The sequence below is a fragment of the Brevundimonas sp. SL161 genome (assembly GCF_049896985.1).
GTDB lineage: Bacteria > Pseudomonadota > Alphaproteobacteria > Caulobacterales > Caulobacteraceae > Brevundimonas.
The window spans coordinates 1-12,252 of sequence record NZ_JAFCVJ010000045.1 but is presented as its reverse complement, the minus strand read 5'-3'; the positions used below and the strand labels follow the sequence as shown (position 1 = coordinate 12,252).

At 61.5% G+C, this 12,252-nt stretch carries 9 protein-coding genes and 3 pseudogenes; 8 read left to right on the top strand and 4 right to left on the bottom strand.

What is annotated here, in order from left to right:
* The 4 genes and pseudogenes from ACP7AU_RS16920 to ACP7AU_RS16905 all read left to right on the top strand — a co-directional run.
* Positions 1–130, top strand: a pseudogene (locus ACP7AU_RS16920) (IS5/IS1182 family transposase); the annotation flags it as partial.
* 313 nt (positions 131–443) lie between these two features.
* Positions 444–857 (top strand): hypothetical protein, encoded by a 414-nt coding sequence (locus tag ACP7AU_RS16915; protein WP_426052165.1) that lies wholly within the window; start codon positions 444–446, stop codon positions 855–857.
* A 1-nt stretch (position 858) separates the two neighbouring features.
* Positions 859–2,448 carry an RAD55 family ATPase gene (locus ACP7AU_RS16910; protein WP_426052164.1) on the top strand — a complete coding sequence of 530 codons (1,590 nt, stop codon included), beginning with the start codon at positions 859–861 and terminating at the stop codon, positions 2,446–2,448.
* Between the two features lie 183 nt (positions 2,449–2,631).
* Entirely contained in the window at positions 2,632–4,188 is a 1,557-nt protein-coding gene (locus ACP7AU_RS16905) for a sensor histidine kinase (protein ID WP_426052163.1), read from the top strand.
* 147 nt (positions 4,189–4,335) lie between these two features.
* On the opposite strand, the pseudogene ACP7AU_RS16900 reads toward ACP7AU_RS16905, so the two are convergent.
* Positions 4,336–4,437: pseudogene (locus ACP7AU_RS16900) on the bottom strand (IS6 family transposase); the annotation flags it as partial.
* Positions 4,438–4,648: 211 nt separating this feature from the next.
* Here ACP7AU_RS16900 and ACP7AU_RS16895 point away from each other — a divergent pair.
* Positions 4,649–7,126 (top strand): CehA/McbA family metallohydrolase, encoded by a 2,478-nt coding sequence (locus ACP7AU_RS16895; protein WP_426052162.1) that lies wholly within the window; start codon positions 4,649–4,651, stop codon positions 7,124–7,126.
* Between the two features lie 292 nt (positions 7,127–7,418).
* A pseudogene (locus ACP7AU_RS16890) lies at positions 7,419–7,667 on the top strand (transposase); the annotation flags it as partial.
* A gap of 629 nt (positions 7,668–8,296) precedes the next feature.
* Here ACP7AU_RS16890 and ACP7AU_RS16885 read toward each other — a convergent pair.
* From ACP7AU_RS16885 to ACP7AU_RS16875, 3 genes are all read right to left on the bottom strand, one after another.
* Positions 8,297–8,719 carry a hypothetical protein gene (locus ACP7AU_RS16885; protein WP_426052161.1) on the bottom strand — a complete coding sequence of 141 codons (423 nt, stop codon included), beginning with the start codon at positions 8,717–8,719 and terminating at the stop codon, positions 8,297–8,299.
* A 465-nt stretch (positions 8,720–9,184) separates the two neighbouring features.
* Positions 9,185–9,832, bottom strand: a complete 648-nt coding sequence (locus ACP7AU_RS16880; RefSeq protein ID WP_426052160.1) for a DUF2490 domain-containing protein — start codon at positions 9,830–9,832, stop codon at positions 9,185–9,187.
* Positions 9,833–9,901: 69 nt separating this feature from the next.
* Positions 9,902–10,423, bottom strand: coding sequence for an SgcJ/EcaC family oxidoreductase (locus ACP7AU_RS16875; protein WP_426052159.1), 522 nt, complete (start codon positions 10,421–10,423; stop codon positions 9,902–9,904).
* Between the two features lie 696 nt (positions 10,424–11,119).
* On the opposite strand from ACP7AU_RS16875, the gene ACP7AU_RS16870 reads away from it, so the two are divergent.
* Both ACP7AU_RS16870 and ACP7AU_RS16865 read left to right on the top strand, forming a co-directional pair.
* Positions 11,120–11,254: a hypothetical protein gene (locus tag ACP7AU_RS16870; protein ID WP_426052158.1), complete on the top strand. Its 135-nt coding sequence runs from the start codon at positions 11,120–11,122 to the stop codon at positions 11,252–11,254.
* A 58-nt stretch (positions 11,255–11,312) separates the two neighbouring features.
* Complete coding sequence (locus tag ACP7AU_RS16865; RefSeq protein ID WP_426052157.1) at positions 11,313–11,705, top strand: hypothetical protein; 393 nt, start codon at positions 11,313–11,315, stop codon at positions 11,703–11,705.
* The last annotated feature ends 547 nt before the right edge of the window (positions 11,706–12,252 follow it).

Below are 12,252 nucleotides of genomic sequence, written 5' to 3'. Positions count from 1 at the left end.
ATGCTTCTCAAAGCTCAAACACAGCCGACGACTGGCTACCCGATACGACAAGACCGCCGACAGCTTCCTCGGCTTCGTCGTCGTCGCATCCATCCGACTGTGGATCAGACACTTTGTCCGCACCACCTAGTTTGAGCCCAAATCTGTCTCTGCGCGGCAAAAAGTTCATGGTTTCAGCGAATCGACACGTCCAAGTTCAACGGAACCTGTCGCCGAAGTAGACTTAAATTCAACCGGGGCACCAATCATGGCTTTAACCTAAAAACACCCTCCGGACCGCGCAAAGATTCGCCACTCGCGCTTTAATGGTGCAAGACTAAGACTGGCCCGTTCCGAGGCAGTCGCACCATGGCAACGAAAACGGCCAAAGCTCTCATGTTGGCGCATCTAGGGCCGCACGCGAATTTCCCCCCGACGAGCGTCGCGTTCAAACGCGCTCCCGAATGAACCGAGCGACGCCGAAACTGCGTATGTACGCTGAGCATCTCATCGCTGAGGAGATGAGCCGAAATGCGTCTTCCAGATCAAAACCCACAGCGGCCTTTGTCGTCATCGAAAATTTGGCCCCGCATTTCGGCGCGCTAATGGGCGCTGCCGGGTTTCGTGCGCTGCTTTCGCGCGCACTTGTGCTAGCCGGCGCGGAAGTCGCTTGGCTGGCTGAGCTGCATGTTAAAGCGGACGGCTCTTTTGAAGGTCTGAACGAACTTGAAGCCAAAGCGAAACCGGAGGAAATTTCCAATGCCGGGATTGTTTTGCTCGCCCGACTGCTCGGACTTCTGGTTAGTTTGATTGGCGATGAACTAACTCTCCAATTGTTGAGCAACATCAACGACTTGCAGTTGGCTCCGGAAGGCTAAAATGGCAAAAAAAATTAGCGCCGCGGCTGCCCGCAAACTGGCGGACAATGCCTCAAGCCAACCGGCAAGGGTCACGATCCGCAAACTGCCGACCGGCGTTCGCGGTCTCGACGACATCCTGGGCGGCGGCATCCCGGAATTTTCGTTTAACGTCATCGCCGGCATGCCCGGTTGCGGCAAAACTACGATGGCGCATCAGATCGTTTTCGCCAACGCGACGGCGGAAAAGCCCGCGCTCTTTTTCACCGTCCTCGGTGAGCCCGCCATAAAAATGTTGCGCTACCAGCAACAGTTTTCCTTCTTCGAAGCCTCCAAGTTGGGCAAAGCCGTCCGCTTTATCAATCTCAGCGACCTGGTGTTGAATCAAGATTTGAACGCGGTCCTCGCTGAAATTATCAAACAGGTCACGACAATCAATCCGGGGGTCGTGGTGGTGGACTCCTTTCGCACTGTAATGCGCAAACCGCTGGCCGCTGGCGGCGAAATGGAGATGCAATCTTTCATTCAGCAGCTCACCCAGTTTCTGACCAGTTGGGAAGCCACGACATTTCTAGTCGGCGAATTTAGCGAGGGAGAGACCCAGGGCAATCCGCTGTTCACTATCGCCGACGGCCTCTTCTGGCTTTCGCAGAAGGTGGAAAGAAATTCCGTGGTGCGAAAACTTCAAATTCTGAAAGTGCGCGGGTCGGGTTCGGTGCCGGGATTGCACACCGTCCGCATTAACGACGACGGGTTGCAAGCCTTCTCGCGCACGCTGGGATTCATCCCTAAAACTGGAAAGCCGGCCAAGCGCCGGCGACTTTCCATGGGTATTCCTGATTTGGACGAGATGATGGGCGGGGGCGTTCTCGAAGGCGACAGCTTGCTCATCGCCGGCCCTTCGGGGACGGGCAAAACGGCGCTGGCCACGCAATTCATTGCCGCGGGACTGCGCAATGGAGAGCCGGGGATCATGGCGATCTTCGAAGAACGGCCGAAAGGCTACACTGATCGCGCCGACAGCTTTGGATTGAATTTAAAGACGCCGCTGGAGAAGGGAAATCTGGAAATCATCTACCTTCGTCCGCTCGACCTCTCGGTGGATGAAACCATGCAGGAGATTCTCGACGCCGTCGAAAGGGTCGGCGCGAAACGTCTGGTGATCGATTCGCTCGTGAGTCTCGAGATGGCGCTGGCGCCCGGTTTCCGCGAGGACTTTCGCGAGTCACTCTACCGGCTGATCGTGGCGCTGACGGGGGCCGGGGTCACGATTCTCAGCACTGTCGAAGTGGAGGACACGTTCACCGGGTTCTCCTTTAGCCACTATACCATCTCGTTCCTGACCGATGACATCATCCGGATGCGCTACGTGGAAATAGATGGCCAGCTTCGGAAGGTCATGGTCGTGATCAAGATGCGCGGCGGCAACCACAGCAAGGACATCCGCGAATATGTCATCACCGACAAGGGCGTGGTCGTCATCCAGCCTCGGTCTACCGACTACGACGGACTGACCACCGGGATTCCGACGCGAACCGGCCCGCGCCCGGCGCAAAAGGCAGAGCTCCCTCCGGAGCCGAAGGCTAAGTCCAAGGCTAGAGCTGCGAAATAGAAGCTCGGCCGCGAGCAATCTTGAGGTCCGGTCCTCAGCGCGGGTGACAGGGTAATCCGGGCCGCGCCGACCCTCGATGAGGGCACAGCCAAGCCTCGCCGCCCGTCCGATTCCCAGCGGCGGCCTTACGTTTGTGGTGTAGGTGTTTAGGTAGACGAGCGTCTCGTCGGGGTGATGATCCAAGTGACCAAAGCCACGCAGTTCCATAAAGATACGGTCGCGATGAACGAGGCGTTGGTCCTCAGTTCGCTTCGCCAGCAAGAACTCGTCGGCCTCACAGAGGAGTTAAACGCCAAACTGCGGCGCGAAATCATCGAGCGCAAGCTGGCGGAGGCGACGCTCCACGAAAGCGACGAACGCTATCGCGCCCTGTTCGAGATGGGGCCCGTGGCCATCTATTCCTGCAATGCCTCGGGTGTAATTCAGAATTTCAACCGCCGCTGCGTCGAACTGTGGGGGCGCCAGCCAACGGCAGGGGATAAAGACGAACGGTTTTCTGGCGCAGTCAAGATGTTCTGGTTGGACGGCGGTTACATGTCCCACGACCAGTGTCCCATGGCTGACGTGTTGAGCGGCAAGATACCAGAGGCGCGGGACGTGGAAGTGCACGTCGAGCGGCCTGACGGCACGCGGATTACCGTGCTCAAGAATATCCGTCCGCTAAAGAACCAGCGCGGAGAAATCACCGGGGCAATCAACAGCTTTTTCGACGTCACCGAGCGCCGGGCAGCACAGGACGCCGTCCGCGCGAGCGAGGCGCGATTTCGGATGCTCTTCGAGTTTATCGACGAGGGCTTCTGCACACTAGAAAAGCTCGATACTCGCGCCGGCGAGCCGAGCGACTTCCGCTACCTCTCTGCCAATGCAGGCTTTGAAAAACAAACCGGTGTCGGCGGCGTCGTTGGCAAGACCGTTCGGGAAGCGTTTCCTGAGGAGCCCCAAGAATGGTTCGACACCTACGACGCGGTCATGGCGACGGGAGAGCCGATCCGTTTCGAGCGCGATCTGGCATCGCAGGGGCGAACCTTGGAGTTGTTCGCCTTTCGCTTTGAGGATGAAGCCGTCCTGAAAGTCGGTGTGATCTTCCTCGACGTGAGCCTGCGCAGACATCATGAGGAACAGCAGGAGCTGCTCCTCAACGAGATGGATCACCGGATCAAGAACCTGTTTGCCATCGTCGGAGGGATGGTGACGTTGAGCGCCAGGTCAGCGACGACGCCCAAGGAGTTGGCCCAGACCATTCAAGGCCGGCTGGGCGCGCTCGCCAGCGCCCACCAATTGATCAGGCCGGGGCATTCAGTAGCCCCAGCCACCAAGCGGGAAACCACCCTAGGCGAATTGATCCGACAAGTTCTCTCGCCCTATGCCGATCCGGCGGGAACCGGCGACAGCGCGCGCACCGAAATTTACGGGCCAGAAATTGCGGTCGGCGCGGAGGCCGCCACGAACATCGCGCTCGTGGTGCATGAGTTGGCGACAAACGCGGCCAAGTACGGCGCCCTCTCGGTCTCCGGCGGGCGTGTCCGCATTTCGTGGGTGGTGGCCAAGGGACGCCTCACTCTCTCGTGGGAAGAGAAGGGCGGACCCGTGATCACGGCACCGCCCAAGCGAGAGGGTTTCGGCAGTGTATTGGCCCGCAGAAGCGTCAACGGGGGGCTCTGGGGGGACCTAGCATTTCACTGGTATCCGAACGGGTTAGTGGTCCTCATTTCGGCAGAGACGGAACGCCTGGCCCGGTGAGGCTTACCGGTAGTCGATCCGGCAACATTACGCCGGAGGCTTCTCAGATTAATCCCACGAAGTCGAAAGCCGCTCTACCCTGCCGAAAGGGTGTTGTCCGGCACTGCGGCAAGTCGACAAGCCCCCAACCCTGCCTGGACAGGCAATCGCAGCCGCCCAGGCAGACGCTTCCTTGGGACGGAAACGGCGAAGGGTGGACCTGCTGATCAGATGGCGCTGAATGTTGAAGGTGTTGTAGACCGTGACGTAACCCCCGCATTACGAAATCTAGTCAAGCCGAGGCAGGTCAAACACCAGACGGTGAATGTCGCATTTCCGTTCGTGCCAAAATGGTCGCTTCTGGCGCACAACGGCCTGTTCGCTGCGGCTGGTCAAGACGGGCCTACGGCCTCGCCTCGCCGTCATTGTCAGGCTCTGCAGCTTAGGAGACACTCACCTCGAGTGATTGAAAGTGATTTCCATGACGATGATCCGAACGAGTGCCCTGGCGCTATTGGCGACGGCGGTCTGGCTCGCTTCTGCCGCCGCAGTGTCGGCGCAGTGGACCCATCGATATCCAAAGGTCGAAGGCTTCGGGCACCAGCTCTACCTTGAGCAGGAAAACTTGCCGATCCTCTCGTCGGGGCCCATCTATCCAGCCGTATCTCCCGACGGAGCCACGGTCGCTTTCGCGCATCAGGGCTGGATCTGGTTGCTTGACCTCGACAGTGGCGTCGCGCGGCGGCTCACCGATGGAAGCGCCGTCGATGCGCGGCCGCGGTGGTCGCCCGACGGACAGCGCATTGCCTTCGTCCGTGACAGCGGATCCGACACCGCCATCGTCATCGCCGGTCGGGATGGCACGGTCCTGTCCGAGATCGACACCCCCGCGATCGACCTCGACCCGGAGTTCACGCGGGATGGACGTTTCCTGATCTACACCTCGGCGCGCGGGGGACGGCTGGATCTTTGGCGTCGAGATTTCGAGACGGGCGCAGACGAAGCCGTGACATCCGGCGCCCGGGCGGCGCGCGCGGCGAGAGCGCTGAGCGACGGGCGGATCGTCTATCAGGAGGCGATTGGACCCGCGCTGGCTCTGAGGCTTCGGAACGCGGACGGAACGGACGGGCAGGTTCTGACTGAGCAGGGCTGGATGGCGCACCTGAACCCGGATGTGCATCCGGCTGAGCGCGCCATCGTTTATGGGATCGGCGATGGCAATACCGTCAGGCTGGCGGTCATGGACGTCGACCGGCCCGCCTTTCCGCGCTGGCTGACGCCGGCGGGCGAAAAAGCACTCTTCCCGACCTGGTCGGCGGACGGCTCCCGGATTTACTACACCCTGGCCGACGCGAACCAACAGTTTCGGCTGATGGTCATCCCGGCTGCTGGAGGGTCGGTCCAACCGGTCGAGATCAAGAGATGGGACTACGGCGCGCCAATGGGCGAGCTGTCGATCATCACCCGCCTTTCAGGACCCGACGGCTCCTTGCGGCCGACGCCCGCGCGGCTTTCGATCACGCGCGCGGACGGCCATCCGGTCGCGAACCCGGCCGGGCCCACCTATGTCGATAATCAGAACGGCCCAGTCTATTTCTACACCGACGGTCGCACCGCCTTGCAGCTGCCCGAAGGCGACTACCGGATCGTCGCCACCCACGGACCGTTCTCGCTTCCGCAGACCCATGAAGTCCGCATCGGCGCAGAGCGTACGGTCTCGGTCTCGCTGGACATTTCGCAGATTTGGGATGCGCAGGCCGCCGGTTTTGCATCCGCCGATCACCACGTCCATCTAAACGGCAGCGGCGTCAACGAGCTCAAACTGGATGATCTGCTGCTGCCGATGCAGGGCGAGGATCTGGACTTCTCGGCACCGATGGCCTGGAACCAGTACAACCGGTTCATTGATGCCGATCGCATCGGTCAAAGGGCGACGGCCGAGGACGGCACCACGGCGTGGCTGACTCAGGAAGTACGTTCCGACTACCACGGGCACATCGGAATGATCGGGGCGACCGAGGCCTTTCAGCCCTGGTTCTTCGGCCCGACGAACCCCGTCTATGGCAATCGCGACCTGCATAATGGGCTGGTGAACCCCTTTGCCAAGGCTCAGGGTGCCTTGGCGACCTATGTCCATCCCGTCGGTGGGGATAGCGATCCGTTCGTGGACCTCGCGGCCAACGGCCTCCCGCTCGAACTGGTCGTCGATGGTGTGCTTTCGGAGGGCATCGGCCTTGAACTGGTCTGCCAGTGGACCAGCCCCCTCGGCACCGCGCAGGCCTGGTACCGGTTCCTCAACATCGGGCGCACCATGCCGGCCACCTCGGGCACCGATATGATGGCCAACTTCTATCGTGTGCCGGCGGTTGGGACGGCTCGGGCCTACGTCCCCATCACGGAGGCTAAGGATGCGTATGCGTCCGCGGTCGACCGCGTACGTTCGGGCGAGGGTTTCGTCACCACCGGTCCCGCGCTGCTCTTCGAGATCGATGGTCGGACGCCGGGGTCAACCGTCCCTCAGGGCCGCCAGGAGTGGTCGATCGAGCTGATCAGCGTGCGTCCGGTGGAGCGCTTGGAACTCATCGTCAACGGGCAGGTCGTCCAGACCCTGGAAGGCTTCGGCGGCAACGGTCACAAGCGTTACACCGGAATGATCGATCTGCCGTCGGGCGGATGGATCGCGGCGCGTGCCATGGGTGGCCAGACGGGGTGGCCGGTCATGTCCTATGTCCACTTCGCGCACACCCAGCCGGTGTGGATCGGCCATGTCGGCAGCACCGAACCGGTCGCCGCGCGAGCCGCCGCGAGTGATCTGCTAAGGGCGCTGGACTACTCCGAGGGCAAGTTCACGGAAAGCTACGGCACCGCGATCCCGCCAGGCTTGCTCGTGCGCTTGGGGGACGCTCGGCAGCGGCTCACAATCCTCGCCGGCGCGGGTCAACTTAGCGCGAGGGAGTAAATCAGCGAGCGTGGCGGGTCATGGCATGGCGTTCGCGGAGCTTGAGGCGCTTGCTCCGCGTCGACCGTATCGATCGGCGTCACGGGGTTTAACTTGCTCTGGCGCTACATGGGGGACGCTGCGAGCGTCTGATTCCATGTCGGACGACAATGTCTGCTCCTGGCGGATACTGTTGAAAAAGTCCGCGAGCTTGCCGTTATCGGCCTTTTTGGCCCGATTTAGGCTCAGGACCCATTAAAGGGATTCACGGGGCGGCTTCGATCTGATTCACTGGTGGCAGGAGGAGCCTGTCATGAGTGATCTGTTCTGGCTGACGGACAAGCAGATGCGGCGGATCGAGCCGTATTTCCCGCTCTCGCATGGCATCCCACGGGTGGATGACAAGCCGGTGCTGAGTGGCATCATCTTCGTGATCCGCAACGGCCTGCGCTGGCGTGATGCGCCCAGGGACTACGGGCCGCACAAGACGATCTACAACCGGTTCATTCGCTGGAGCCGGTTGGGCGTGTTCAACCGGATCTTCGCTGAACTGTCGGCCAAGGGGCTCCGAGGGTGCGAAAGCCGTTCAAATCGGTTCGCTCCAGCGCCCTGTCCCAAAACGGATGGGTGGATGTCCGCAATGGGTCGACAAGCGTCGTTGTCTTCCGACCGACTTTCGGACCTTGGAGGAGTCGCAGCTAGAGCCAGTCCTTGCGGACGGCATCCCACGCGGGACCCACCAACGCGCCCAGCCGGAAGGCACCTCCGCCTTAGGTCGAGCCTAGGCCCTATGGGAAGAGGTGGTGCCGCTTAGGTGACTCGAACACCTGACCCCCGCATTACGAAATCTAGGGAAGCCGATCGGCCAAACCCAGCGCCGGCATGGGTTTGAAGGGCCACCGGCGGCCTCAAAAGCTGGCCGACCCAACCCCTTCCCAGTCTGGCCGAAGCGGGTGGATTCGATGTTCCCAAGTTAAGGCGCCTTCCGGTGGGCGGGACCGGAATTCCGACCTGCGCCATACCTGCAAACTCGACCGCAGGCGGTGCCTCCAGGTGGCGTATCGGCGGGGTGTCCAGGCGGCCTTCGTGCCCCCGAACCGACGTTGCCCTACAGAGAATGAAAATCCTTAGATGACAGCACCGCGAAAGGGCCGCCCCGTCACCGGAGCGGCCCTCCGCAGTTCTCGTGATCTACCAGCGGGCGTGCTGGACCCGTTGGACCTGATACTCGATCCGGTCGAGCCGGGCGTTCAGGTCATAGTACTCCCGGCCCGACAGGCCGTTGCGAGCGTACTGGTACTCAAGGCTCTGATACTGCTGCAGCTGGCGCGACAGGGCCCTTGCCTCGCGGTGGTGGAGAGCTCCGGTCCAGGCCAGACGCTCGATGTGCTGCGATAGGGCCTGGGCGCGATACCGGAGGTTCTGAGGGGCGTAGCCGCTGCTGTAGCCGTAATCTTGGCCGTAGCCGCGGCCATAGCCGTAGTCCTGGGCGTAACCCGGAGAGCCGAAACTGAGAGTCACGCCCACGCTCTGAGCCAGCGCCGGGGTCGATACCAAGACCGCGGACGCCGCCAGAACCGGAAGCAGGGCTTTCCTGATCATCGCGGTCTTCATTGCAGTGTCCTTTCGTGGCCGGGACCATCCCGGTCGATGGAGACACAACACCACGCGTGGCCTGACCGTAGTCTGAGAGCTCTGTTGTCCTACAGTCAGGAATCGGCGCTGTGGCTGGAGTTGTCTTGGCAGCCTCGAACCGGGCGCGCCTAGGCCAAGACGGCGACCACGCTCACGATGGCGCTAGCGATCGCGAGCTTTAGCCAGAAGGTTTCTTAGCGGGTCAGGGCCATGCAGACACAACGCACCGCATGGTGTTCAGGTGTGGATCGGCATCGAAATCGGACCCCGTCGAGGGGCAGCCTAGGCGATTCAATTCGCTATAAAAAACACGTTGGCGCGCATGCTGACTGGCGTCTGTCGGGACCCCGTCTCGCCCTGAGGTATTAAGCTCATTCAATATGTTATTTCATACCGGGTGGGGTCCCGCCTTGCACGCCCATCAAACTACAAGGCGAGCGGGCATCAGAAGGCGACACCGACCCCGATGAAAGGTGCGTGCCCGATGCGGTCGGGCGCGTTGTCGCGCACGTCCTGCTGGCGGAGATAGCCCAGACTCACCTCGTATCGACCGAATTCCCGTTCGAATCCGACGAAGGTACGCAACCCCGTGACGCCGGTCTGGCCGTCCGGGTCTGTGCTGCGTAGCGTCACGAACAGCTCTGCATCTGCCGTGAGACTCCAGCTGGTGTCGGAATCGCCAAGCGGGACCGATGTGCCGATGCGCTGTCGAACTCGCCATCCTGTCTGGGCGTCGGTCGAGACGAACCGCTGTTCCATTCGCGTGCGTAGATCGATGGGCCCCAGCTCATAGCCAACCTGCTGGAGTAGCCGAACCTCCTGCTGGTCCGGTCCGTTCCAGCGTTGTTCTATACCCACGCCCCAGGTGTTGTCCCGGGCGTCGTCGCGTTTGATCCAGCCGCGTACGAAATAGGTGTCGGTCCGCGGGTCCTTGCGGAACCGCTGTGCCGTTTCGAGCTCGACTGATGTGCGCCCGTCTACCGCCTTGCTGACGGACGGATTGAACCAGAACTCCATGTCCTCGTCGCTCGCAAGGGCGGGGGTTGCCAGCGCAAAAGCCGCGATCGAGGTCGCCAAAGCCAGTCTTTTCATTTTCATCCATGAAGAAAGAGCCGCCGCGGGATGGGCCCCGCGGCGGGTGACGTTTCCTGCGAGAACCGCTTAACGGCCGGCTTCGGGCATCATGGACGAGTGCAAATGATCGATCTTCCAGTCGCCGCCTTCATATCGATAGATGAACGAGTAGCGGGCGCGCACGTCGGTCTTGGCTCCGGTTGCGGCGTCGGTCAGGGTGACGGTCCAGGTGCCTAGTCGGGAAGCCGTCTGGCAATCGATCTCGACCGTGCTGGTATCGATGCGACCGACCGGCTTGCTCCTCAGGAAGCTCACGAAATAGTCCCGAACCAGGGCAGGGGTCGTGCGCGGCGTATTGGAGACAGTTGCGAGCAGCACCGGTTCGTTCGTGAACAGCGCCGTGACGACGTCCGGGTTACCGGTTGCCCAGGCATCGTTGAACCTGGCGAACTGGCTCTCAACCATCGCTTGGGACACGACGGGGCATGCGTGCCTATGGGGCGAGGCCTGAGCCAGCGCCACGCCCGGGACCGCGGCGGCCAGCGCCGAGAGAAGCGCCAAGCGCACAGTAAAGCTCAGGCCGAAACGGCCCTTGGACAGTGATGACATATTGGTTCCACCTCGAAAGGGCAGCGACCGTTCACGCATGAACTTTCGCCGCCGGTGCGGTCCGACATCACGATCGACGCGATCGTCAGAGGGGCCCGGTCCGCGTTAAACCGGATGCCGCGACGGCCGTTCTCCTGTCAACAAGCTTGGCCGCTGGTGTGACAATGAGTACCGGTCTTGAAAGGTGTGCTGTTCGCCGACCTGTCAGACTTGGATGCGTCGGCTCGGGCTTGACCGCCACCGGTACCGGCTCGCGCATCTACTGAACGTCGGGCGAGGGAATGATTTCGACGCGGTCCTGTGTCGACAGGGCCATGCGCTCGGTCTTCCAGCGATCCCAGATTTTAGCCCCCTCACATGACGTCCCTGATGACGCCCGCTCCAGAAAAACTGGTTAGGCGGAGGTCGCCCACACCATCACGTCAGGACCAAAAATCCGACCCGCGCCATACCTGCAAACTCGATCGAAGGCGGGGCTTGTAGGTGGCGTATCGGCGGGGTGTGCAGGCGGCTATCCAACCCTCAACCACCGTCGAGAATGTCCGATGTCCGGTCCGATCCCTTGGACTGCTGTCGACCCCTTTCGGACGTTGCTTTCGCTGAGGTCGTCAGGGACCATCAGGAAAACCCATGATTTTCGAGATGACGTCTTGTCGAGGAAGGTGAATGGTGACGCCTCCATCAATGGAGGGGCATATGAAACTGCTCGAAACATCCACTGCCCTAGGGCTGCTGATCGCCCTGGGAGCCGTGGCACCGGCCAGCGCCGATGGCAATACCACTGTCGAAGCCACGGCGATGGCTCTCGGGGGGTCGGCCCAGGCACAATGAGTCGGGTTTCGAAACACCCAAGTGCTTACAGGCATGCCCGCTATCCTGCCTGAGGGTGATGAAAGCCTCCCACCCGAGACCGACCAACCCGCGTTGGATGACGCTGCCAAGCCCGCGACGGATGCCGGGCCACCACCGCCACCACCTCCGCCCGCCCGCCGACGAGCCATGGGCCGACGCCAACGAAGAGGAAGAAGAGCAGTCGGAGGACGAATATGCCGGCGCTGAGAGCGACGAGGAGGACTCGGACTACGAAGACGAAGACTATGAGGACGAGGATTCGGACTACGAAGACGAAGACTATGAAGATGAGGATGCCGACTCCGAAGACGCCGACGACGGTTCCGACTGCGAATATCAGGAAGATGGCTTGGAAGACGACGCCGCTTCAGGCTGCGAGGACGAGGAAGACGACTACGAAGACCAGGAAGACGAGGAAGACGAGGAGTGATCGCTCCTTCGTAAGCCAAATAGCGGCGGCTCTTGCGGGGCCGCCGTTTTCGTTTCCGCGCCACCGGTCTCTCCGGTTGCATCCCTCGTGGGGCCGTGGGTTTCAATCAGAGAGACGGCACGATCAGGCCCGAAAAAGATACACCGATGCTGCCCGCATGGACCTGAGCGCCGCCGACCGAGCCGAGGTGGTGCGGCGGCTGGGGGCGGTCAGTCGAGGGACCTGAGACCGGCTGCGGTAATGTCTGAAAACCACCCGAAAGAGACCCGAGCAACGTCCGCTTCCGGCGCGGCTCTCCAATGTCTGCTTTCCGACGTGGGGCTAATGACGGGGCACGACCCTGGCTAGAACTCCACAACGTCTGCTTGGCGAACAAACTCGGTCATTCCCTGGGTGCCTGTTTTGTGCCGCATCAACCCAAAATCATGCGCGCCAAAAGGCCTGCCGCAACCACGACCAATGCCACGATGACAACCACCGCGATAGAGCGTGGTGCAACACGGCGCGCAGGTGGGACGGCAGGCCAAAACGGGTTCTGTCGCTCAGG